The sequence below is a fragment of the Arthrobacter sp. D3-16 genome (assembly GCF_054408515.1).
In genome coordinates, this window is sequence record NZ_CP096437.1 from 82,735 (window position 1) to 104,885 (window position 22,151).

At 64.6% G+C, this 22,151-nt stretch carries 19 protein-coding genes; 5 read left to right on the forward strand and 14 right to left on the reverse strand.

Going from position 1 to position 22,151, the window contains the following annotated elements; genetic code table 11:
- Positions 1-2: 2 nt before the first annotated feature.
- The 10 genes from M1D32_RS00440 to M1D32_RS00485 all read right to left on the reverse strand — a co-directional run bounded on the left by M1D32_RS00440 (position 3) and on the right by M1D32_RS00485 (position 10,633).
- A complete protein-coding gene (locus tag M1D32_RS00440; RefSeq protein ID WP_458780411.1) occupies positions 3-497 on the reverse strand; it encodes a ribose-5-phosphate isomerase in 495 nt (164 codons plus the stop codon).
- Positions 494-2,275: a dihydroxyacetone kinase family protein gene (locus M1D32_RS00445; RefSeq protein WP_458780412.1), complete on the reverse strand. Its 1,782-nt coding sequence runs from the start codon at positions 2,273-2,275 to the stop codon at positions 494-496. The genes M1D32_RS00440 and M1D32_RS00445 overlap by 4 nt, the downstream gene beginning before the upstream one ends.
- 67 nt (positions 2,276-2,342) lie before the next feature.
- The gene (locus M1D32_RS00450) at positions 2,343-3,344 is read right to left on the reverse strand and encodes a sugar phosphate isomerase/epimerase family protein (protein WP_458780413.1); all 1,002 of its coding nucleotides are present in this window, start codon (positions 3,342-3,344) and stop codon (positions 2,343-2,345) included.
- A 2-nt stretch (positions 3,345-3,346) separates the two neighbouring features.
- Positions 3,347-4,471 (reverse strand): Gfo/Idh/MocA family protein, encoded by a 1,125-nt coding sequence (locus tag M1D32_RS00455; RefSeq protein ID WP_458780414.1) that lies wholly within the window; start codon positions 4,469-4,471, stop codon positions 3,347-3,349.
- Positions 4,456-5,154: a ThuA domain-containing protein gene (locus M1D32_RS00460; protein WP_458780415.1), complete on the reverse strand. Its 699-nt coding sequence runs from the start codon at positions 5,152-5,154 to the stop codon at positions 4,456-4,458. Before M1D32_RS00460 ends, M1D32_RS00455 begins: the two co-directional genes overlap by 16 nt.
- 52 nt (positions 5,155-5,206) lie before the next feature.
- Positions 5,207-6,211 carry a sugar phosphate isomerase/epimerase family protein gene (locus M1D32_RS00465; protein ID WP_458780416.1) on the reverse strand — a complete coding sequence of 335 codons (1,005 nt, stop codon included), beginning with the start codon at positions 6,209-6,211 and terminating at the stop codon, positions 5,207-5,209.
- Positions 6,212-6,239: 28 nt separating this feature from the next.
- The gene (locus tag M1D32_RS00470; RefSeq protein WP_458780417.1) at positions 6,240-7,433 is read right to left on the reverse strand and encodes a Gfo/Idh/MocA family protein; all 1,194 of its coding nucleotides are present in this window, start codon (positions 7,431-7,433) and stop codon (positions 6,240-6,242) included.
- Between the two features lie 29 nt (positions 7,434-7,462).
- The gene (locus M1D32_RS00475; RefSeq protein ID WP_458780418.1) at positions 7,463-8,368 is read right to left on the reverse strand and encodes a carbohydrate ABC transporter permease; all 906 of its coding nucleotides are present in this window, start codon (positions 8,366-8,368) and stop codon (positions 7,463-7,465) included.
- Position 8,369: 1 nt separating this feature from the next.
- Positions 8,370-9,308 (reverse strand): carbohydrate ABC transporter permease, encoded by a 939-nt coding sequence (locus M1D32_RS00480; RefSeq protein ID WP_458780419.1) that lies wholly within the window; start codon positions 9,306-9,308, stop codon positions 8,370-8,372.
- Positions 9,305-10,633 carry an extracellular solute-binding protein gene (locus M1D32_RS00485; protein ID WP_458780420.1) on the reverse strand — a complete coding sequence of 443 codons (1,329 nt, stop codon included), beginning with the start codon at positions 10,631-10,633 and terminating at the stop codon, positions 9,305-9,307. Before M1D32_RS00485 ends, M1D32_RS00480 begins: the two co-directional genes overlap by 4 nt.
- A gap of 233 nt (positions 10,634-10,866) precedes the next feature.
- Here M1D32_RS00485 and M1D32_RS00490 point away from each other — a divergent pair, with 233 nt between their 5' ends.
- From M1D32_RS00490 to M1D32_RS00500, 3 genes are read left to right on the forward strand one after another with little or no spacing between them, the layout of a single operon-like run.
- Complete coding sequence (locus M1D32_RS00490) at positions 10,867-11,922, forward strand: LacI family DNA-binding transcriptional regulator (RefSeq protein WP_458780421.1); 1,056 nt, start codon at positions 10,867-10,869, stop codon at positions 11,920-11,922.
- A gap of 11 nt (positions 11,923-11,933) precedes the next feature.
- Positions 11,934-13,133 carry a mandelate racemase/muconate lactonizing enzyme family protein gene (locus tag M1D32_RS00495; RefSeq protein ID WP_458780422.1) on the forward strand — a complete coding sequence of 400 codons (1,200 nt, stop codon included), beginning with the start codon at positions 11,934-11,936 and terminating at the stop codon, positions 13,131-13,133.
- Positions 13,130-14,344, forward strand: a complete 1,215-nt coding sequence (locus M1D32_RS00500) for a fumarylacetoacetate hydrolase family protein (protein ID WP_458780423.1) — start codon at positions 13,130-13,132, stop codon at positions 14,342-14,344. Before M1D32_RS00495 ends, M1D32_RS00500 begins: the two co-directional genes overlap by 4 nt.
- 238 nt (positions 14,345-14,582) lie before the next feature.
- On the opposite strand, the gene M1D32_RS00505 is transcribed toward M1D32_RS00500, so the two are convergent.
- Genes M1D32_RS00505 through M1D32_RS00520 form a run of 4 tightly spaced genes read right to left on the reverse strand, consistent with a single transcriptional unit; the run spans position 14,583 to position 20,028 of the window.
- On the reverse strand, positions 14,583-16,946 hold the full coding sequence (locus tag M1D32_RS00505) for a beta-xylosidase/alpha-l-arabinosidase (RefSeq protein WP_458780424.1): 2,364 nt from the start codon (positions 16,944-16,946) through the stop codon (positions 14,583-14,585).
- 2 nt (positions 16,947-16,948) lie between these two features.
- The gene (locus tag M1D32_RS00510) at positions 16,949-17,767 is read right to left on the reverse strand and encodes a carbohydrate ABC transporter permease (protein WP_458780425.1); all 819 of its coding nucleotides are present in this window, start codon (positions 17,765-17,767) and stop codon (positions 16,949-16,951) included.
- A complete protein-coding gene (locus tag M1D32_RS00515) occupies positions 17,768-18,721 on the reverse strand; it encodes a carbohydrate ABC transporter permease (protein ID WP_458780426.1) in 954 nt (317 codons plus the stop codon).
- An 8-nt stretch (positions 18,722-18,729) separates the two neighbouring features.
- Positions 18,730-20,028: an extracellular solute-binding protein gene (locus M1D32_RS00520; protein ID WP_458780427.1), complete on the reverse strand. Its 1,299-nt coding sequence runs from the start codon at positions 20,026-20,028 to the stop codon at positions 18,730-18,732.
- A 139-nt stretch (positions 20,029-20,167) separates the two neighbouring features.
- On the opposite strand from M1D32_RS00520, the gene M1D32_RS00525 reads away from it, so the two are divergent.
- Together M1D32_RS00525 and M1D32_RS00530 are read left to right on the forward strand one after the other, a co-directional pair.
- A complete protein-coding gene (locus M1D32_RS00525) occupies positions 20,168-21,190 on the forward strand; it encodes a LacI family DNA-binding transcriptional regulator (RefSeq protein ID WP_458780428.1) in 1,023 nt (340 codons plus the stop codon).
- Positions 21,191-21,222: 32 nt separating this feature from the next.
- A complete protein-coding gene (locus M1D32_RS00530; protein ID WP_458780429.1) occupies positions 21,223-22,134 on the forward strand; it encodes an aldose-1-epimerase in 912 nt (303 codons plus the stop codon).
- Positions 22,135-22,151 lie beyond the last annotated feature (17 nt).

Below are 22,151 nucleotides of genomic sequence, written 5' to 3' on the forward strand. Positions count from 1 at the left end.
GGTCAGACTGCCTTCGTTGATTCGGGCTCGTAGGAGCAGATGGCGTCCACCTTGGCGGCGGAGGCTGAGTTTTCGTCGAAGCGGTAATCGAGCCATTCGCTGACCAGCTTCTTCGCCAGTTCCAGGCCGATCACGCGCTGGCCCATGGTGAGTACCTGCGCGTTGTTGCTCAGCACGGACCGTTCAACGGAGTAGCCGTCATGGGCGGTGACGGCGCGGATCCCCGGGACCTTGTTGGCCGCTATGGCCACGCCCAGTCCGGTGCCGCAAATCAGCAGGGCACGGTCAGCCCCGCCGTCGGCCACTTTGCGTGCGGCGTCGACGGCGACGTGCGGATAGGCGGTGGAGTCGCCGGCACCGACACCGACATCCAGCACGGATGCGACGCGGCTGTCCGCTTCGAGCAGGGCCTTCAGCGACTCCTTATATTCGACGCCCGCCTCGTCGTTTCCAATGACGATGCGCCATCCGGCTGCCGCGCCGTGGTCCGCGCTCATGCCTGCCCTCCATTTCCGGGCACGGATGCGGCCAGCCGGGAATCAGTCAGGGAAGCATCCGATGACCCCAGGTAAGCGGCCACCCGGCCGGCAATCAGGGCAAAGGAAACCGCGCCGGGATCCGGATGGCCCAGGCTCTTTTCGGCCAGCGGACGCGCCCTCCCCTTCCGCGGCCGGAGTGAAGCGGTGGCGTCAGCTGCTTTCTGCGCGGCCACCGCCCCGGCGGCCAAAGCCTCCGCAACAGGAGCGCCGCCGTTGAACGCCGACTGGAAGGCTCCGCGGAAGGGAAGCAACGCATCCACCATGGTCTTGTCCCCGGGGACGGCCTTGCCCAAGGCAGTGATGGCGTCGGTGAAGGCAGTCACGGCGGCAGGTGCGTCAGATCGTTGATAGGAGATTTTATTGCCGAGATTCCTTCCGGTGGCCCGCACCGCGGATCCCCACAGCGCCCCGGAAGTCCCGCCGGCGCGTTCGCTCCAGGCTTCCCCGGCTGCAGCGAGCACCCGCTGCACGGATGCCCCGTCAGCCGCGGCGTCCAGGGCTGCTGCCGCTGCGGCCTCCACTCCCCGGCGCATTCCGATGCCGTGGTCGCCGTCGCCGGCTATGGCGTCCAGCCTGCCCAGTTCCGCAACATGCTCGACGACGGCGTCCTGCACCTGGGCGAGCACCGCGGCTGCCAGCCGGCCCAGGTCAGCCGCTGCCGCCGTCGTGTCTTCCACTTCAGCAGCAGCAACGTCCTCCGGAACAGCCAGCCCGCGCGGTGCCCGGCGTTCCCGCCCGGCCATGTTGCCCTTCCGGAATCCGGGGGTATCGGCGGGGGCAGACCAGAAGCGCTCCAGTTCCTCGTCCAGCCACAGCAGCGTCAGGGACAGGCCGGACATGTCCAGGCTGGTGACCAGTTCGCCGCACTCCGGCTCCACGATGGTCAGGCCTGCAGCGGTGAGGAGCTTTTCCACCTTGCCGAACAGCAGGAACAGTTCCTCATACTTGACCCTGCCCAGTCCGTTGAGGAGGGCCACCGCACGGTTTCCGGCGTCATCGGGCTTGTCCTGGAGCAGCCGGGAGACGAGCAGTTCCGCAAGCTCGGAAGCCGTGGGCAGGGGGTGTTCGGAGATCCCGGGTTCCCCATGGATTCCCAGGCCCAGCGACATCTGGCCGGCCGGAACGTGGAACAGAGGCTCCGAAGCGCCCGGCAGTGTGCAACCGTCGAAGGCCACGCCCAAGGAACGCGTGCGGTAGTTGGCGCGGACTGCGAGCCGTTCCACGGCATTCAGGTCCAGCCCCGCTTCGGCCGCCGCGCCGGCGATTTTGAAGACCGTGAGGTCCCCGGCAATACCGCGGCGTTTGTCGATCTGGTCCAGCGGGGCACTGGCGATGTCATCGGCGACAAGGACGGTGCGGGTTTCGATGCCTTCCGCGTTCAGCCTCTGCTGCGCTTCGCTGAAGTGGATCACGTCACCGGCGTAGTTGCCGTAGCTGAACAGCACTCCTCCGCCGGCGTTGGCCGCCTTCGCCACCCGGTAGGCCTGCCCCGCAGACGGCGAGGTAAAGATGTTGCCGCACACCGCACCTGTTGCCAGGCCGGGCCCCACCAGGCCGGCGAAGGCAGGGTAGTGCCCGGAGCCGCCGCCCACCACCACGGCCACCTGGCCGGCAGGCACTTCAGTGGAGCGGACCACACCGCCGTCCACCCGGGCAACATAGCCTCGGTTGGCCGCCACCAGGCCGTCCAGTGCCTCCTCCGCAAAGTCTGCGGGGTCGTCGAAGATCTGGGTCATGGTTTCCTCATTGAATCCTTGGTAGGGAAGGCCGTGCTTGCGGCCTTTGAGCAGTTATATGGATGAGTTACACGGAGGCGAGTTTCACCGCGGGCTGTTGCCGGCCCTGGGCTACCCGGCTTGTGCCCAGCGCGTAACCCCCTGCCTTGGGGAGCACATGCCGGCGGAGGTAGTCCTGGTTGCTGGCCGCCACGCTCAGGCCATCACCGCCATAGTGCTCGGTGCAGAGGATGCCCTGGAAACCGACGGACAGGGCCAGTTTGAAGGCTTCGCGGTAATTGATGAGGCCGCTTTCCATCGGCGCCGGCATGGTGACGTACGTATCGCGGGCCACGTCCTCGTCCCGGAAGTAGTTCTTCACATGCCAGTAGTTGGAGAACGGCAGGGTCTTGGCCACCAGCTCCCGCCAGTCCCCGACCGGCCGGTGGAGCCGGATCAGGTTGCCGAGGTCCGGGTTAAGCCCCACGTTCGGGAGGCCAATGTCCTGGACAAGGCGTACGGATGAGTCCGCGCTGCCCAAGTACGTGTCCTCATACACCTCGAGCGAGAGCAGGACTCCCACCTCGGCGGCATGCCGGCCGAGTTCACGGAGCCGGCTTACGGCCTTGCCCCAGGTTTCCTTGTCATCCACCGGGTCCTTGTGGCCTTCGACCGTCCAGAACCACAGCTGTCTTTGCTGCTCCGGGGTGATGGCCTGGTGGAGGCCAACGGACACCACCTCGCAACCCAGCTCCGCTGCCGCGTCAATGGTGCGGTGGCTGTACGCGAGGTTGGCTTCCCAGTTGGCTTCCTCGATCACGCTGCGGCGGATGGCGGAAATGGCCGGGACCCCAATGCCGACGTCCTCCGCGGCCTGCTTGAACTCGGCGAGGCGGTCCCGGCTGAGATCACCGGGACGAAGCCAGCTGTCCGTCAGGTCCGCGTTCGCGAACCCGGCGTCCTTCACCTCAGCCAGCGCCACCGCCCAGACGGAAGAATCGGCGTCGTTGACATGCGCTCCCTGGGTGTTGGTGCCCGGGAACGGCAGCATGGCCGCGGCGATGGGCCAGGTCTCGGCTGTGTAGGCCATGGCTAGGAGACTTCCTGGGCCTGGAGCGCCTCCACACGCTCGGTCAGTACGGTCAGTCCGACGCTCGCCGGCCGCTCAACGGTGCTGTTGATACGCACCGTTGAACCGCTGCGGGCTGATTCGAGGACCGACTCCATCACCTCCAGGACGTGGAAGGCCATCGCTCCGCCTGCGCGGGGCTCGGCGCCCGGAGCCGTGGAAGCGAGGTCGGCGATGCCGAAGCCGCGACCGGCGTCGACGTATCCTGCGGATACCGGAAGGGTTTCCCAGGCCTCCGCACCGAGGGCGAACAGCTGGACGTCACCGTCAAAGTGGTTCGGGTCCGGCACCACCAGCGATCCGCGTTCGCCGTGGATCTCGATGTTCGGCGACTTCGACTTCACGGCGTCGAAGCTCATCAAAAGGGTGGAGAGCGCGCCGGAGGCGTGGACCAGGACGCCGGTGACGTGGGAATCGATGTTGACGGGGACCTTCTCGCCCTGGCGGGGTCCGGAGCCGATGGTGCGCTCGTTCCGGGTATGGCTTGCGGCGCCCACCACCGAGACGACGGGGCCGAGCAGGGTTACCAGGGCGGTCACGTAGTAGGGGCCCATGTCCAGGAGGGGGCCGCCGCCGGGCTGGTAGTAGAAGTCCGGGTTGGGGTGCCAGCGCTCGTGCCCTGGTGTCACCATGGTGGCGGAGGCAGAGATGGGTGCCCCGATCAGCCCGTCATCGATTGCTTTGCGGGCGGTCTGGATGCCGGTGCCAAGCACCGTGTCAGGAGCGCAGCCGACGACGACGCCTGCCCCGCGCGCTGCCTCCAGCACCTTGCGTGCCTGGGCAGTTGTGGCGGCGAGGGGTTTCTCGCCGTACACGCTTTTGCCTGCGGCGATGGCCTTCAGCGCCACTTCGGCGTGTGCCGCCGGGATGGTCAGGTTCAGGACCAGTTCGACATCGTCCGCCGCGAGGAGCGACTCAACGGACACGGCCCGGACGCCTTCGTACTGCTCCGCCACGTTCTGGGCGCGTGCGGGGTCCAGGTCCGCCACCGCCACCAGCTTGATGTCCTCGAGTTTCCGGAAGCTGGCCAGGTACTGCGCGATGATGGCTCCGCAGCCAATGATTCCTACGTTCAACGGCTTGCCCACAGCAGGCCCCTTTCGATGATGGTGCGGACGTTCTGGTCCTGGAGGATTTCGACACGGTGGCCGGGGGTGGCGACGAAGATCCGGCCTTTGCCCCACTGGCGTGTCCAGATGGCGGGTGAGGTGACTTCCCGGTTCCAGGGATCCCACTCCCGGACCTTCTGGGTGGTGGTTGCCAGGACGTCGATGTAGTCGTCCGAGAGCACCCAGTACTGCTCGGTGACGAGGTCAAAGTCCTTGAGGCCCTTGGTGACGGGGTGCTCGGCGGCTGCGGGGAGCATGTTCAGGGTGTAGGGCACGTAGTTGTCGGACTGTTCGCCGACGCATTCGTCCGGGTGCTTGCCCGGATGGCAGGCGAACTGGCCGCCGATCAGGTGCATGTAGTCGGAGTTGTTCCGGTACGAATCGGCGATCCCGCCGTGCCAGCCCGCCAGGCCCGTACCGTTTTCCACGGCCGTGCGCAGCCCCGCGAACTCCTCCTTCTCGATGGTGCTCATGGTTACGCACTGCATGATCAGGTCCACCCCGGCCATGTAGTCGGCGTCGGCGTACACCTTGGGGGATTCCTCGATGCGGACGTCGTAGCCGTTCTCCTGGAGGTAGGGGATGAAGAGCTCGGTTGCCTCGTAGGGCTGGTGGCCGTCCCAGCCGCCGCGGACCACCAGGGCGTTCTTGCGTTCTGTCATTGTGGGTTCCTTTGGTTTGTTTACCGGCGGGTCAGGGCCGGTAGGAGTCGGGTCAGCGGCTGGCGAAGGCTGCGTCGAAGGCGGCAGCCGGCGGGGCGATCCGGGCGAGTTCCTGGACCATGGCGAGTGCCTGCGGCGCGCCGATGAGCCGGTCCATGCCTGCGTCCTCCCATTCGATGCTGGTAGGCCCGCTGTAGCCGATGGCGTTCAAGGTCCGGAAGATGCGGTTCCACTGGACGTCGCCGTGCCCCGCGGTGACGAAGTCCCAGCCGCGCCGGGGATCAGCCCAGGCCAGGTGGGAACCGAGGCGGCCGTTGCGGCCGTCAAGCTGGCGGACCGACTCCTTCACATGGACGTGGAGGATGTGTTCGGCGAAGTCCTGCAGGAACATCACCGGGTCCAGGTCCTGCCAGATGAAGTGGGACGGGTCGAAGTTCAGTCCGAAGCTCTTGCGGTGCCCGATGGCCTCGAGCGTGCGCTTTGCGGTCCAGTAGTCATACGCGATTTCGGACGGGTGGACTTCCAGGGCGAAGCGGACACCCACCTCGTCAAAGATGTCCAGGATGGGGTTCCAACGGTTTGCAAAGTCCTGGTAGCCGGCGTCGATCATCGATTCGGAGGCGGGCGGGAACATGGCCACGGCCTTCCAGATGGAGGACCCGGTGAAACCTGTGACGGTTTTGACGCCGAGGCGGGCAGCTGCCCGCGCGGTGTCCTTCATGGATTCGGCGGCCCGCTGGCGCACCCCTTCCGGATCGGCGTCGCCCCAGATTTCCGGGGACAGGATGCCCTGGTGGCGTTCATCGATGGGGTCGTCACAGACTGCCTGGCCGGTGAGGTGGTTGGCAATGGCGAAGACTTGAAGGTGGTTCTTTTCCAGGATGTCCAGCCGGCCCTGGAGGTAGCCGTCGTCCTCCGCGGCGCGGCGGGGGTCCAGGTGGTCGCCCCAACAGGCGATCTCCAGCCCGTCGAAGCCCCACTCACCGGCGAGCCGGGCCACCTCTTCGAACGGCAGGTCGGCCCACTGGCCGGTAAACAGCGTAATTGGTCGTGTCATGGGGGTTCCTTCTCCTGTAGTCACGTTGCTAAACCTTTTGCCACTGGCTGGAGTTGGCGGCGCTGGCCTCCACGGCAGCCAATACCCGCTGGACCTGCAGCGCGTCCGCGAAGGACGGTTCCGGCTGGCGGCCCTCGCCGATCGCAGTGACAAGGTCCACTACCTGGTGGGTGAAGCCGTGCTCGTAGCCCAGGCCGTGGCCGGTGGGCCACCAGTTGCCCACGTACGGGTGCTCGGGTTCGGTGACGAAGATCCGTCGGAAGCCGGCGTCCGGGGACCCGGCCGCATCATAGAAGGACAGGACGTTCATTTCCTCGAAATCAAAGGCAAGGGAGCCCTTGGTGCCGTTCAACTCCAGGCGCATCGCGTTCTTCCTGCCGAGCGCGTAACGCGTAGCTTCGAAGACGCCGACGGCGCCTGTGGAGGCAGTGCCGCCGTCGAACTTTGCGCTGAAGACGGCGGCGTCATCCACGGTGACCGTTCCACGGGGCGCGTCGCTGCTGAGGTCGCCATGGCCGCCCAGCCCCACCAGGTCGCCGGCAAGCGGACGTTCCGGGACAAACGTTTCCAGCAGCGCCGAAACGCCGGTGATGTTCTGGCCGGTGACCCATTGGGCCGCGTCAATGCTGTGCGCGCCGATGTCGCCCAAGGACCCGGACCCCGACTTGCTCTTGTCCAGCCGCCAGGTCATGGGGGCATTGGCGTCGGAAAGCCAGTCCTGCAGGTACTGCGCCCGGACGTGCCGGATGTCGCCGAGCCTGCCCTCGTCCACGAACCGTTTGGCCAGTGCCAGGGCTGGCGTCCGGCGGTAACTGAAGCCGCACATGGAGAAGACGCCCTGCTTGGCCGCAGTCTCTGCTGCCAGGGTCATCCTTTCCGCTTCCTCCACGGAGTTCGCCAGCGGCTTCTCGCAGAGCACATGCTTGCCGGCTTCCAGGGCGGCGATCGCGATGTCGGCGTGGGTGTCCCCGGGGGTGCAGATATCGATCAGGTCGATATCGTCGCGCTCGATCAGGCGGCGCCAGTCCGTCTCGACCGATTCCCAGCCAAGCTTCTCGGCTGCGGCCCGCACGCCGTCGGCATTCCTGCCGGCGACAGCGGTGAGGGTTGGCTGCAGCGGCAGGTCAAAGAACCGTGGGGCCGTGCGCCAGGCGTGGGAGTGGGCGGCACCCATAAAGGCGTAGCCGACCATGCCGACCCGCAGGGGTTTTGCGGTGGTCATGTTAATCGTCCTTTCTAAAGATCCCGGTGTTACTTGCTGAAGCCGGCGGTGAGGCCGCTGAGCAGCTGCCGGCGGCCAACCACGTAGAGCACCAGGATTGGGAGCGTGCTGAGCACTACCGAGGCGAGCACGGCCGGGATGTTGACGCTGTACTCGCCCTGGAATGTCCACAAAGCCAAGGGAAGGACGCGCAGGCCAGGGCTCTGGGTGAGGACCAGCGGCAGGAGGAATCCGTTCCAGACGTGCAGGCCGTTATAGATGGCGACGGTCACGATCGCAGGGCGGGTCAGCGGCAGGGCAAGCCGCCACATGGTCTGCCATTCACTGCAGCCGTCCAGCCGCATCGACTCGAACAGTTCGTTCGGCACGTCCCGGATGAAATTGGACAGGATCAGGACCGTCAGCGGAATGGCGAAGGCAATCGAGGGAAGCATCAGTGCCAGCAGGCTGTCGTACAGGTTGAGCCGGATGATCATCAGGTAGATGGGGATGATCGTTGCCTGAAGCGGGATCGCCAGTCCCATCAGGAACATCCCATTGACGAGCTTGAGGAACCTGCCCTTGCCGCGAACGATGGCAAACGCGGCCATGAAGGAAATCAGTACCGTCGGGATGACGGCCCCGAGCGTAACGATGGTGCTGTTCATGAAGTACTTCGCGAAGTCGGCCTCAAGAACCAGCTGGTAATTTTCCAGCGTGGGTGACGTGGGAAGAGCCAGCGGATTCTGGCCGAAGTAGCCTTCCTGCGTCTTCAGGCTGGTGATGACCACGTAGTAGACCGGGATGATGATGATGGCGAGCCAGATCCAGCCGCCAAGGCCTGCCGGGATGTTCAGCCGCCTCATCCGGAAACCGAGCCCCCGCTGGGCGGCGGTGGAGTTGGCCAGGGAACCGGTGGGAGTTTCCTCCGTGCTGCTTTTCAGGACGGTGCTCACCCTACATACCTTCCAATTGGCTGCCCTGCTTGTCCTTGCCTCCAAGGCGCTGGAGGAACAAGGCAAGAGCAAGGCCGATGAGTACGAGAATGACGGCGATGACGCTCGCCGGGCCCATGAGGTTGGCCCGGAAGCCCCGCAGGTACATGTCCAGGGCCAGGATCCGCGTGGAATTTCCCGGACCGCCGCCCGTGAGCACGAAGATCAGGTCGAAGTAGGTCAGCGATCCGACCACCATCAGGGTGGACGAGGTGATGATGGTGTACTTCAGCTGGGGGAGCGTGATGTGGAAGAACTGCTTGATCGTTCCCGCGCCATCGATCTCCGCCGCTTCGTAGAGCGACTTGGGGATCTGCCGCACACCGCCCTGGTAGATGAGGGTATGGAACGGCACGAACTGCCAGGCGATGACGAAGATGACCAAACCCAGGGCAAGATGCGGCACGCCCAGCCAGTCCTGGGCCAGGAAGGGCAGGCCCAGGCCGGTTGCCAAACCGAAGTTGGGGTCCAGCAGGGCCTTGAAGGCGATGGCCACTGCTGCCGAGGAGAGCAGCAAAGGCAGGAAGTACAATACCGCAAGGGCTGCCCGGTAACGCTGGCTTCCTGCCGTGAAGACGCCCAGGAGGAGGCTGATCGGAGTCTGGACCAGCCAGGAGGCGATCATGATCAGGAAGGTCAGTCCCAAGGCGTTGTACAGTCCCGGGTCCGCCAGCACGGAGAACCAGTTGCTCATGCCCGCCGCCCCGATGGCACCGATGCCATCCCAGCTGGTGAAGCTGAGGATGAGGACACCGGCCAGCGGTACGACGGCGAAAACCAGGAAGAAGAACAACGCCGGCAGTGTCAGCCAGGCCAGGGCACTATTTCGCTTCCCGCTGTGCCCGCCGCCGGTTGCGGCGGCGGCGGCAGCCGTGCGGGCGGTTGAGACGGCGTTACTCATTTTCCGAGGGTGCCGTTCATGTTCTCGGCGAACTGCTGCGGCGTGATGGACTTCAGGAACAGCTGGTCGATGTTGTTGAGCAGCGCTTCGGCGGCAGTGGGGCTCAGCGCCTGGTCCCACGACTGCTGGAAGCTCGGGGCGTTCTTGGCCAGGTCGTAGACGAAGTTCAGGAAGTCCTTGTCCGGAGAGGTGTTGAGCTTGTCTTCGATGCCGTTGACAATGGGAACGGATCCGGAATTGATGTAGGTATCAATGACCGTTTCGGTCAGGATGCCATCTTTGAAGAATTTCTTTGCCGTCTCCTTCTCCGCGTCGGTGGCCTTTGAGGAGATCGACATGTACTGGGCAGGGTTGCCCACGCCGTTCTTGGGGTCGCCCTTGCCGCCGGCAACGGTGGGGAACTGGACGAAGCCCAGCTTGCCGTCCTGGACGAAGTTCTGGCCGCCCTTCTTCATGGCACCGTAGGTCCATGAACCGTGCAGCATCATGGCTGCCTTGCCGGTGAACAGAAGCGCCTGGTCTGCGTTGGAATCCGCCGCGATGGAGGAGAAACCCTTGATGAAACCCTCCGCCGAGACGAGCTCCTGGATTTTGGTGCCGGTCTCGATGACGGCGGGATCGAGCCAGGAATTGGGCTTTCCTTCGAAGATGGCATTGAACACGTCAGGGCCGCCGATGCGGTCCAGCAGGTATTCCAGCCACATCATGGACGTCCAGCGTGACTGTCCACCGAGCGAGAAAGGCGCCACTCCCATGTCGTTGAAGGTCTTCACCAGGGACATGACGTCGTCCCAGGTCTTTGGCGGCTGGACGCCCGCCTTGTCGAACAGTTCCTTGTTGTAGAACAGGACGATCGGGGCCACGTACTGGTTGGGCACCGCGTAGATTTTCCCGTTCACCGTGGCAGCACCGAAGGAGGCCGGGAAGAACTTTTCCTTCAGGTCCGGGTTTTCATCGAACCAGCCGGTCAGATCGTCCACCTGGCCGGCCTCGGCGTAGGTCTTCAGCGTGCCGCCGCCCCAGCCATAGATGATGGTGGGGGCCTGGCCGGCACCAATCGCGGTTTTGATCTTGGTTTTGTACGCATCGTTCTGGAAGTACGTCACTTCGATCTTGTTGTCCGGGTTCGCCGAAGTGAAGGCGTCCACCGCCTTTTGCATGGTGGTCTGGTTCGGCTCCCCGGACAGGTACCACATGCTGGCACCCCCACCGGCACTGGAGGTGCCCGGTCCCGACGTCCCACAGGCAGTGGCCGTCATGGCGGCGAAGGGAGTCAGGGCAGCAAGGGCGAGGAAAGAGCGGCGGGAGGTCTGGGGTTGCTTCATTGCTTCTCCATCTGAAATTGCTTCTTTGCAAAGGTTGGGGTGTGAACTCAGCGTCGCGTTTCGAAACATTTCGAACGCGTGATTTAGGTCACGATCTAAACTAAAGGGGCGGAGTGGCAGAGGTCAATAGCCGTCTGGCACTTTCTCCGGCAACCCGATTTCCCACCCTTGACCAGCGACTCGCGGCGGGGGAAGAATGAAACTACCGAAACTTTTCGAAAGGTTGCGAACTTATGGCACTGAAGATGCCGGAGCGGGCCAAACCGACGCTCGCGTCCGTGGCGCGGCAGGCCGGTGTCTCGGCGCCTACTGTTTCGAAGGTGGTCAACGGCCGTGAAGATGTAGCACCCGAAACCAGGGCTCGAATACTCGCTGCGCTTGAGCAGGCGGGGTACCAGTCTCCCCTGCAGCGCCGTTCCACTGCTGAGGCAGGAAACGTCGTGGAGGTGGTCATTGACGTGCTTGACTCCGCCTACATGATTGAGGTTCTCAACGGGGTATTGCAGTCCGCGGCGGCTGCCGATGTTGAAATTCTGTTGAGCGTCACAGGACCGGCGCCTTCGAGCCCCCGCGGCCCCGAGCGCCGCGCCCAGCGCATGATGGACGAAGGCAGGGCGGGCATGATTGTGGTGACGTCCGCTTTCAGCGAGGCTCAGCTGCATGCATTCCGCCGCCGCCACATACCCGTCGTCGTCATCGATCCGCTCAATCCGCCCTCAGCCGATGTGGTGAGCGTAGGAGCGACCAACTGGGCCGGCGGCAAGGCCGCGACAGAGCACCTGCTTGAGTTGGGGCACCGGCGTATCGCCTACATTGGCGGTATACCGGGGGCTGAATGCAACCAGGCGCGGCTGCACGGGTACATGGCGGCTTTGATGGCCCAAGGCGTTCCCGTGGAGCCCCAGTACATTATTTCCGGCGGCAAATTCCGCCGCGAAAGCGGGATCACCGGGCTCAAGGCGCTGCTCCAGCTGGACCAGCGGCCTACAGCCATTTTTGCCGGAAGTGACAGCATCGCCTTGGGTGTTCTCGGCGAAGCAGGCCGCCACGGTATCCGGGTTCCGGAAGACATCAGCCTTATCGGCTTCGACGGAACAAAGCAGGGCGAGGAATCCATTCCGGCGCTCAGCTCAGTAGCCCAGCCGCTGGAGGAAATGGGGCGCGCAGCGTTGCGGTCGCTCCTGCGCCAGGCGCGGGGAGAAGTCCTCGATTCCCACCGGGTGGAACTCGCCACCCAGCTGATTGTCCGCGACTCCACGGCCCCTCCCGCCGGCACGGCAAAGGGGTGAGATCGACGAGGATGATCATCACGGGCCTCGACACTGTTGTCGTCGATTTTTACCGGACCAACCTGATCTTTGTCCGCCTGCACACGGACGCCGGCCTCACCGGCGTCGCGGAGGCGACCCTTGAGGGGCAGGAGCACGCTGTCCGCGGCGCCGTCGCTGTCCTCGCGGACGCGGTCCGGGGCAAGGACCCCACCCGGATCGCCCAGACCATCTACGAACTTAACCGCGACGCGTACTGGCGCGGTGGACCTGTGTCCATGACTGCTCTCAGCGCCCTGGAAATGGCGATGTGGGATGTCTCGGCACGCGCCCTGGGCGTGCCTGTACACCGCATGCTCGGCGGCCAGGTCCGCGACCGGGTCCGCGCCTACGCCAACGGATGGTTTTCCGGAGCCAAAACCCCTGAGGACTTCGCCGACGCCGCTGTCCAGACAGTGGCCCAAGGCTTCCGAGGACTCAAGTGGGATCCGTTCGAGGCAGCGGACCTGACACTCGAACCGCGGGATCTGCGGCGCATGCTCGAGCCCGTCGCCGCTGTCCGGGAGGCCGTGGGCGATGATGTCGAGATCTTTATTGAAGGACACGGGCGTTTCGACGTACCCACAGCCATCCGGGTAGCGCGCGAAATCGAGCAGTTCCAGCCGGTGTTTTTCGAGGAACCATGCCCGCCGGACGGCATCGATTCGCTCATCGAGATCCGGTCCAAATCACCTGTGGCGATCGCGGCCGGGGAGCGCTGGTTCGGACGGAACACCTTTGTCCCCGTCCTGGCACGGAACGCCGTCGACTACATCCAGCCGGACGTCACACACGCCGGCGGCCTGCTGGAACTGTCATTCATCTCCACGCTCGCGGCAGCCCACTACATTCCCTTCGCCCCGCACAACCCGAGCGGGCCCTTAAGCACCGCGGCCACCCTGCAGCTGGGCGCCATGCTCCCGAACTTCCGGTACCTGGAAATCATGGCCTCGGACGTTCCGTGGCGGAGCGAGATCTCCAACGAGCGCCTCCAGCTGACCGAGGAAGGCGACATCCTCATCCCGGACGGTGTGGGCCTGGGCATCGAACTGGACTTCGATGCCATCGCCGAGCACCCCTACACACCGCATCCGATGAGGATCTTCAACGACGCGGTGGCCGACATCAGGCCGCCGGACGCCCGCTCCTACTTCAACCTCGAGCACACCGCGGTGAGCAGGGACAGCCCATGACCCTCACGGCATCGCTGCCCATCCTCCCTGCCGACGCGGCAGATGCGGTCCTCGTTGGCCGGGTGTGGGACCCCGCCTCCGGTGGCCCGAGGGTAGTGTGCGTCCGGGGAGATGAGGTCTTTGATCTCACCGCCGGGGTCAGCACTGTCGCCGGGCTTATGGATCGCGGGAACCCGGCGGACCTCGTTCTGCAGGCAGCCGGGGCTCCGCGCTGGAACCTGGCGGAATTGGTGGAGGCCTCGCTGGACGCGGACCGGAGCCGGCCCCACTTGCTCTCCCCGATCGACCTCCAGGTCATTAAGGCCTGCGGGGTCACCTTTGTGGAAAGCATGCTCGAGCGGGTCATCGAGGAACGGTGCGGCGGTGATTCCAACCGGGCGGCGGAAGTCCGCAAAGCCGTTGCTGAGGCCCTGGGCGGCAGCCTGGATTCCCTGCGCCCCGGGTCTGAAGAGGCGCGGGAGGCCAAGAAGGTATTGTCCAGCCGGGGGATGTGGTCGCAGTACCTGGAGGTGGGACTGGGCGCCGACCCGGAGGTCTTCACCAAAGCCCCGGTCCTGTCGTCCGTTGGGTTCGGTTCCGGCGTCGGCATCCCCGGCTTCTCCTCGTGGAACAACCCGGAGCCGGAACTTGTGCTCATTGCCGACTCAGCCGGGACGGTCCGGGGCGCTGCCTTGGGGAACGACGTGAACCTGCGGGACGTGGAGGGCCGCAGTGCACTCCTCCTCGGAATGGCCAAGGACAATAACGCTTCGTGTGCCATCGGTCCGCTGATCCGGCTCTTCCACCAGGACTTCACGCTGGACTCGCTGCGGAGCGAGGACATCACCCTCACCGTGGAAGGCATGGACGGCTACCGCCTGGAGGGCCGCAACAGCCTGGCCCGCATCAGCCGCCCCTTCGAGGGACTCATGGCAGCAGCGCACGGCCGGCACCACCAGTACCCCGACGGTTTCGCCCTCTTCACCGGAACACTGTTCGCTCCAACGCAGGACCGCGATGCCGAAGGGCTGGGCTTCACCCACAAGCACGGCGACGTGGTCACCATCAGCAGCCCGCAGCTCGGGAAGCTGATCAACCGGACGCAGAGGACCGAGGACATGGAGCCCTGGACCTTCGGCATCAGTGCCTTATTCAGCTACCTTTCCCGGCTTGAGACCGGGCCTTCGCCGTCAACCGCTGTGAACTGCACAGATTCCCACGTCTCCCCATAGGGCACCTGATCGCTAAGTTCGACGGTGAAGCGGCCCGGGCCGCGCCTGGTCACGAGGATGCCCCGTACGGGGTTTTCCTGGGCCAACGCCCGGAGTTGTCGGATGGAGACGTTCAGCTTGTCATCAGCCTCGGATCTGGTCGTGGCGAGGACGGTCAGGCAGTGCGGCGTTCCCATGGACGGAATTCCTTTCGAATGGCAGGCGGCCGTACAAAAGGCACGGCCGCCTGCCTCTTGTTTCAGTTGCCTGGTGTCACCGTGACATCGCAGTGCAGGCGGCGGGTGTGGTCAACGACGCGTGTTTCACCCGTCAACTGGATCCCGGCCCGCAGGCGGATATCCCCGCTGGAAGCCCCGAAGCGGAGTTCCACATCGCCAGCCTCGACGATCCGCTTGCCATCCCGGCCCGTAAACGATGCGACATCGGCGGGCACCGTGAAGGAAACCCTCGCCGACGCTTTCGCCTCCAGCGGCACGCGGGCATACCCCACCAGCTTCTGCACGGGGCGGACCACTGAGGCCACCGGATCGTGGAGGTACAGCTGGACGAGTTCGACGCCGGCCCGGTCACCGGTGTTCGTGACGGTGATGCTGGCGTTCGCCGCACCATCCACCGCGACGGTGGATGGCCCGTCCAGTTCCAGGCCGCTCCATTCGAACGTGGTGTAGCTGAGGCCGTGGCCGAAGGGGTAGGCGGCCGCGGGATCGATGTTGGAAACGCTGCTGGCCTGGGCCAGCGGAGAGGCCAGGTATGACGAAGGCTGGGCGCCCGGCCGGGCGGGAATGCTTACCGGCAGACGGCCGCTGGGGTTGACGGTGCCGCTGAGGATTCTCGCCACAGCCGGCCCGCCTTCCTCGCCGGGGAAGAATGCCTGCACGATTGCGGCGGCCTCTTCGACGGCGGATCCCACGGCGTAGGGGCGGCCCGTGAGGAGCACCAGCACCACGGGGACGCCGGTTTCAATCAGCCGGTCCAGCAGTTGCTGCTGGACGCCCGGGAGCACCAGGGATTCCACGTCGCAGCCTTCACCGCTTGTTCCCCGGCCGAACAGGCCGGCGCGGTCACCCATCACAGCGATAACGACGTCGGCCTCGCTGGCGGCAGCAACGGCGTCGTCAAATCCCTCAGTGGACGGGCCGTCGATGGAGCAGCCTGCCGCTACCGTGATGGGGCTGTCGGGGAATTCAGCCCGCAGGGCCTGCGCCACGGTAGGCAGTTCGATGCCAACCGGAATGTCCGGGTGCTGCCCGCCGACGTGTGCCGGGAAGGAGTAGCAGCCGAGGAAAGCCGCGGTGTTGTCGGCGTTGGGCCCGACGACGGCGATGCGGCCGGGGTTGCGCAGCGGCAGGATGCCGTTGTTGCTGGCCAGGATGATCGACTCTTCGGCAATTTGGGCGGCGAGCTTCCGGTTGGCCGTGGTGTCAAGGGTGATGCTGCCCTCCAGTCCGGCATTGTTCTGCAGATCGGTGTCCTGCAGGGCAGGGGGAACGGCGGACCATTCCTCATCCAGCAGGCCCAGCTCGATTTTCTGCACGAGCACCCGGCGCAGGGCACGGTCGATGAGGCTGACGGGAACGCGGCCGGCTTCGACTTCGGCCAGAAGGTGCTCACCGAAGGCGTGCACGGTGGGAAGTTCGACGTCGACCCCGGCGGCCAGGGCGGCTGCTGCAGCTTCGCCCAGGGACCCGGCGACGCCGTGCAGGTTTTTCAGGAAGGCGATGCCGAAGTAGTCAGCGACCACAGTGCCGTCGAAGCCCCACGTGTTGCGCAGAAGGTCCGTGAGCAGGGAAGCGTCGGCGGCGGAGGGGACTCCGTCCAGGTCCGTGTACGCGTGCATAACGGAGCGGACGCCTGACTCCCGGATGGCCATCTCGAAGGGCGGAAGCAGGACGTCCGCCAGTTCGCGGGAGCCAACGGAGACGGGGGCCAGGTTGCGGCCTGCTTTTGAGGCCGAGTAGCCCACAAAGTGCTTAAGCGTGGCGACGATGCCGCTGCTTTCCAGGCCCTGGATATAGGCGGTGGCGAGGGTTCCGATCAGGTAGGGGTCCTCGCCGATCGTTTCCTCCACGCGGCCCCAGCGGGCATCGCGGACCACGTCGAGGACGGGGGCAAGGCCCTGGTGCACGCCGACCGAGCGCATGTCGGCTCCAATCGATGCACCCATCGTACGGATGAGTTCGGCGTTGAAGGTGGCGCCCCACGCGAGCGGCACGGGGTAGGCGGTGGCCTGCCAGGTGGCAAAGCCCGCCAGGCATTCCTCATGGACCAAAGCCGGGATGCCGAAGCGGTTGGCGGCGGCAATGCGCTGCTGGGTGCGCTGAAGCGACAAGGCGCCCAGCGCCGGGTCGACGGGGGCCGTGCCAAACGGCCTGGTGAGCTGTCCCAGTCCGTTCGGCAGGATCTCATCGAGATCCACCGCCGGGTTCATCTCATTCTGGTGGGGGGCTACTTCGCCGCCCTCCGTGGAAGCACCTACCCAGACGCCGAAGAGCTGCGCGGTTTTCTCCCGAAGCGTCATGGCGGCAATCAGGCTGTCGGCGCGCTCCCGGGGGTTGGACGCGGTGTCGCGCCACGGCGCGCTGTGTGTTTTGGTTTCTGTCATGATTACTTTCCGCCAGCGCCCATGAGGCCCTGGACAAGCGCGCGGCGCGCGAAGAGGTAGGCGAGCAGTACCGGCACCATGGACAGGGTCACGGCTGCCAGGAGTCCGGGGATGTTGATGCCGAACTGCGTCTGGAAGTTGAACAGGCCGAGGGTGACCACACGGGTGGATTCAGACTGCGTCAGGATCAGCGGGAAGAGGAAGCCGTTCCAGGCCTGGAGCGCCGAGAACACTGCGATGGTGGACAGGCCGCCTTTGGACAGCGGCAGCACCAGGCGCAGGAAGGCCCGGGCGGGGGAGGCGCCGTCCATGGCCATGGCCTCGTAAAGCTCCGGCGTGATGTCGCGCATGGTGCCGCTGAGGATGATCGTGCAGATCGGAAGTGCGAAGGCCGCCGTCGGAAGAATGACGCCGAGCAGGTTGTCATAGAGGCCCACAGTGTTGATCAGGTAGAACACCGGAACGATGACGGCTTGGGCGGGAATCGCCAGGCCCAGCAGGAACAGGCGGAAGATGGCCGTTGCGGCACGGCTTTGGCTGCGCACAATGGCGTAGCTCAGCGGGGGTACCAGCAGCAGGACGAGGCCAACCACGCCAAGGGTGACGATAACGGTGTTGAGGAAGTACCTGCCGAACCCGCTGCTGATGGCATCCACGTAGTTCTGCAGGGTGAAGCTGGTGGGGAAGGACAGCGGCCCGTTGTCGCCGAACTCGGCACGCGTCTGGAACGTCGCGGACAGCATGACGTACAGCGGAACAGCAACGATGGCCAGCCAGATGAAGGCTCCGACGCCGGCGAGGTAATTCGGACGCGTTTTCATTTAGAGCCCCTCCATGGAACTGCGCATCTTGTCGTACCCGGAAACGCGGACCACAGCGAAGGAGATCGCCGTGGAGATGACGACGAGGACCAGCGCAATCGCGCTGCCGGTGCCGAAATCGAACCTGCGGAAGGCTTCCTGGTACATGTGGAAAGCGGTGATGGTGGTGCCGGTTCCCGGTCCGCCGTTGGTCAGGATGAGGACTGTTTCAAAAGTCGTCAGGCCGCCGACCACCATAAGGATCACCGACGTGATGATGCTGTTCTTCAGCTGCGGCAGCGTGATGCTGAAGAACTGCCTGACAGTGCCGGCGCCGTCGATCGATGCAGCTTGGTACAGGACCGGCGGGATCTGGCGGGCGGCACCCTGGTAGATCAGGGTGTGGAACGGCGTGAACTGCCACATGCCCACGAAGATGAGCACGGCTATGGCGCCGGTCTGGGTGCCGAGGACGTTGCCGTCCCCAAACAGCCAGGACAACTGACCGGGAAGGCCGAAGTTGGGGTCAAGGAGTGCGCGCCACAGGACGGAAATCGCCGCCGAGGACAACAGCAGCGGAACGAAGTAGATGGCGCTCAGGATGGCGCGGTTTTTCTGGTTTCCCGCCGCCCAGACGCCCAGCAGGATGCTCAGCGGTGTCTGGGTGATGATGCCGAGCGCAATAAACAGCAGGCTCAGCCAGAGGCTCTGGAGCATCACCGGGTCCTCAAAAAGAGCCTCCCAGTTCTTGAGCCCGACGAATTTGGGATCGCCGAGACCGCTCCACGTAGTGAAGGACAGCACCGCCACCGCAACAAGCGGCACGAGCGCGAAAAGCCCAAAGAAGATGGTGGCAGGAAGGGCCCAGACAAAGCCGGGGCGGCTCGAGGTGGAGCCGCCCCGACGTGTGGGACGGCCCTTTTCAGGGCCGCCCGCACGTTCCGGGCGCCTGCGGTTGGCAAGCGTCGTCGTCATGATTTTTCCTAAAGGCTCTGCATGGCCTTGATGAAGCCGTCTTCATCAATCTGTCCGCTGAAGAACTGGGAGACGGCGGTGAGGATGGTGACAGTTGCTTCCGGCGGGTACGCCTGGTCCCAGGAAAGCTGGAACGAGGGCGCTTCCTTCACCAGGCTGAACTGGTACTTGGCGTACTCGGGGTCTGCAGCCTTGTCGAGGAACTTTTCCGTGTTCGTGGTGGTGGGGAGGTTGCCGATGGCCACCTGTTCCTGCACGAACTGGTCCGAGTACATGAGCTTCAGGAAGTCGCGGGCGGCTTCCGGATACCGCGTGTTCTTGTGGATCGAGTAGAAGTTGTTCGTGTTGCCCACGAGGTTGTCCTCGTCGCCTTTTCCACCCTCGATCTTCGGGAATTCGCTGTAGCCGAGGACGTCAGCGGCGAAGGCAGCATCATTGCTCTGCTGCGTGGAGTACTCCCACGAGCCCATAAGCTCGAAACCGGCCTTGCCGCTGGCAAGAAGGGCAGGCGAACCGCCGTCGGTGAACTTCACGGAGTCGAAGTTGGTGCCGAAGGCCCCTGCATCCACCAGCTCGCGGAGCATGCCAAGCGCCTTGCGGCTTTCTTCGGATTCCCAGACGCTGCTGTCGCCTTCCAGCGCCTTCTGGAACAGGCCCTCGCCTGCGACGCGGTCGTAAAGGTACTCAAACCACATCAGCGTCGGCCACCGGTCGCCGGCACCCAAAGCGATGGGCGTGATGCCCTTGTCCTTGAGGATCTTTACGTCTTCCAGCAGTTCATCCCAGGTGGCCGGCGGCTTGCTGATGCCCGCGTCGGCCAGGACCTTGGAGTTGTTGAAAAGCATGACCGGCTGGGTTCCCCGCATGGGAACCCCGTAGGACTTGCCGTCGATAACCGCAGTTTCAAACACAGACGGCAGGAAAGCGTCCTTAAGCTGCGGGTCTTCCTTGATGAAGTCGTCCAGTGGAAGCACAAGGTCGGCGTCCACAAAGCTCTTGATGCTGCCGCCGCCCCAGTTGAAGAAGATATCCGGTGCGGTGGGGGTGTCCATGATCGTCTGCAGCTTGGACTGGTATTCGGCACCCGGAATCTTGTCGAGGACGATCTTTACCTCGGAAGTAGCGTTGTAGGCGTCGATCATCTTTTGTTCAACTACGTTGCCTGCGTCGCCGTACATTGCGACGTGGAGTTCATTCTCGGGCCGGCTTGACGCGCCGGACTCGCCCGAGCAGCCTGCCATTGTCAGGCCAAGGGCAAGTGCCGCACCGCCTGCAATAGTGCGGGCGACCCATCCATGGTTGTTCATCTTCGAACGCCTCTCGAAAGTTTCGATACTTTGATCGAAAGTTATTTGACGTTTGCCAGTGTAAGTTGCGTTACATCGAGGGCGCAAGGTGTGAGTATTTTTGGCACCAGCGAAAGAAACTCCGGCTATGCTGGTCCTCATGTCCAGCCCTGCATCGTCCGACGCGCGCGTCACCTTGGCCCAACTGGCAGAGGAAGCGGGCGTTTCGCTGTCCACGATTTCGAAGGTTCTTAATGGCCGATCGGACGTTTCTCGTAAAACGCGATCGAAAGTTGAGGAGCTCCTCGAGGAGCATGGCTATAAGCGGCGGAAAACGACGGCGGCCAAATCCGCCCTGCTGGAGCTTGTGTTCCATGAGCTTGAAAGTGCGTGGGCGCTCGAAATAATCCGGGGCGTGGAGAACGTCGCAAAGGCGAACAACATGAGCGTTATCCTGACGGAGAGCGGCACCAGGCATGCTCCCGGAACGGATTGGATTGAAGGGGTGCTGGCCCGCCGGCCCGCCGGGGTGGTACTTGTCTTTTCCGATCTCCCTCAGGAGTACCGGCAGCAACTGGATGCCCGCTCCATCCCGTTCGTGATCATCGACCCGGCAGGTGACCCTGCCCCCGACGTGCCTTCGGTTGGTTCCGCCAACTGGGCCGGGGGCATGATGGCCACCCGCCACCTCATCGAACTCGGCCACACCCGTATTGCCGCCATTTCCGGGCCTGAGGACATGATGTGCTCCCTCGCGCGGATCGACGGCTACAGCTCCGCGTTGAACACCGCGGGCATCCCCATCGACCGGACCCTCATCAGATACGGCGACTTCCACGTGGACGGCGGCCGGAAACACGCCCTTGAGCTGCTGCAGATGGAGCAGCGGCCAACCGCGATCTTCGCCGGGAGTGATCTACAGGCCCTCGGCGTGCTGGATGCAGCCCGACAGCTGGGAATTTCAGTCCCGGCCCAGCTGTCCATCGTGGGGTATGACGACCTCCAGGTGGCACGGTGGTCCAGCCCCGCGCTGACCACCGTGCACCAGCCCCTGATAGAAATGGCTGAAGAGGCGGCGCGCATGGTCCTGCGGCTCCGGGAAGGTGAACGGCCCAACAACCTTCGCCTTGATCTGGCAACATCCCTTGTTGTCCGCCAAAGTACTGCAGTCTGCCCCGACTGATTCGCGGGCAGCATCTTCCTGAAAGGAACACCATGTCGTCCATTGCGGGGCCCAACGGAGAGCTGATCATCCTCGAGGCGGGGGACTACAAAGCTACTGTCGCCAGCGTGGGGGCCGGACTCGGTAGCCTGTCATTCCAGGGCCAGGACATTGTGCTGCCTTTTCCCGGGCACGAACTGCCGCCAGCCTACGCGGGGAAGGTGCTGATGCCTTGGCCCAACCGGGTGGCCGGCGGTGCCTACACCTTCGCCGGCCAGCGCTATGAGCTGCCGGTAAACGAGGCCTCGACCGGCAGCTCACTGCATGGGCTTGCGCTGTGGAATGCCTGGCAGGTGGAGCAACACTCCAACGATGAAGTGGTACTCACCCATCTGCTGCACGGAGAACCTGGTTACCCGTTCCAGCTCGCGCTCTCGGTGCGCTACGCGCTGGACGCCGGCACCGGACTTCGGGTCGAGCTTCAGGCCGTCAACTGCGGGACGGCGGCGGCCCCTTACGGCTGCGGCTTCCACCCTTACATCACCGTGGGCGGCGAGGACGTGGACAACTGTGAATTGAGCTTCCGGGCCGGCAAGGTTCTGCTGACTGACCACAAGCTCCGGCCCACCGAGCTCCTGGATACGGCGGGTACCGACTTCGAATTCGCCGAGGCCCGCACGCTGGGATCGCAGTCGCTCGATCACGCCTTTACCGACCTTCCCCGAGGGGACTGGAACGTTACGCTGCGCAACCCTGCCCTGGAGCTTTCGGCAGTGGTGGAAGCCAGCGGAGCCGACGCCCCGTGGCTGCAGCTCTACTCGGGAGAGCTGCGCGGCCGGAAGGGCCTGGCTGTTGAGCCCATGACCTGCCCGCCCGATGCCTTCAATTCCGGCCAGGATCTCGCTGTCCTTGAACCAGGTGGGTCACATTCCCTCGCCTACCGGATCCATGCTGTGAAGGGCTAGCAGCAGGAAACGGCAAT

Bases quoted from the DNA above. Each gene is read 5' to 3' on its own strand.
- M1D32_RS00440 (WP_458780411.1), bottom strand. From the start codon at position 497: ATGAGCGCGGACCACGGCGCGGCAGCCGGATGGCGCATCGTCATTGGA.
- M1D32_RS00445 (WP_458780412.1), bottom strand. From the start codon at position 2,275: ATGACCCAGATCTTCGACGACCCCGCAGACTTTGCGGAGGAGGCACTG.
- M1D32_RS00450 (WP_458780413.1), bottom strand. From the start codon at position 3,344: ATGGCCTACACAGCCGAGACCTGGCCCATCGCCGCGGCCATGCTGCCG.
- M1D32_RS00460 (WP_458780415.1), bottom strand. From the start codon at position 5,154: ATGACAGAACGCAAGAACGCCCTGGTGGTCCGCGGCGGCTGGGACGGC.
- M1D32_RS00465 (WP_458780416.1), bottom strand. From the start codon at position 6,211: ATGACACGACCAATTACGCTGTTTACCGGCCAGTGGGCCGACCTGCCG.
- M1D32_RS00470 (WP_458780417.1), bottom strand. From the start codon at position 7,433: ATGACCACCGCAAAACCCCTGCGGGTCGGCATGGTCGGCTACGCCTTT.
- M1D32_RS00480 (WP_458780419.1), bottom strand. From the start codon at position 9,308: ATGAGTAACGCCGTCTCAACCGCCCGCACGGCTGCCGCCGCCGCCGCA.
- M1D32_RS00485 (WP_458780420.1), bottom strand. From the start codon at position 10,633: ATGAAGCAACCCCAGACCTCCCGCCGCTCTTTCCTCGCCCTTGCTGCC.
- M1D32_RS00490 (WP_458780421.1), top strand. From the start codon at position 10,867: ATGGCACTGAAGATGCCGGAGCGGGCCAAACCGACGCTCGCGTCCGTG.
- M1D32_RS00495 (WP_458780422.1), top strand. From the start codon at position 11,934: ATGATCATCACGGGCCTCGACACTGTTGTCGTCGATTTTTACCGGACC.
- M1D32_RS00500 (WP_458780423.1), top strand. From the start codon at position 13,130: ATGACCCTCACGGCATCGCTGCCCATCCTCCCTGCCGACGCGGCAGAT.
- M1D32_RS00505 (WP_458780424.1), bottom strand. From the start codon at position 16,946: ATGACAGAAACCAAAACACACAGCGCGCCGTGGCGCGACACCGCGTCC.
- M1D32_RS00510 (WP_458780425.1), bottom strand. From the start codon at position 17,767: ATGAAAACGCGTCCGAATTACCTCGCCGGCGTCGGAGCCTTCATCTGG.
- M1D32_RS00515 (WP_458780426.1), bottom strand. From the start codon at position 18,721: ATGACGACGACGCTTGCCAACCGCAGGCGCCCGGAACGTGCGGGCGGC.
- M1D32_RS00520 (WP_458780427.1), bottom strand. From the start codon at position 20,028: ATGAACAACCATGGATGGGTCGCCCGCACTATTGCAGGCGGTGCGGCA.
- M1D32_RS00525 (WP_458780428.1), top strand. From the start codon at position 20,168: ATGTCCAGCCCTGCATCGTCCGACGCGCGCGTCACCTTGGCCCAACTG.
- M1D32_RS00530 (WP_458780429.1), top strand. From the start codon at position 21,223: ATGTCGTCCATTGCGGGGCCCAACGGAGAGCTGATCATCCTCGAGGCG.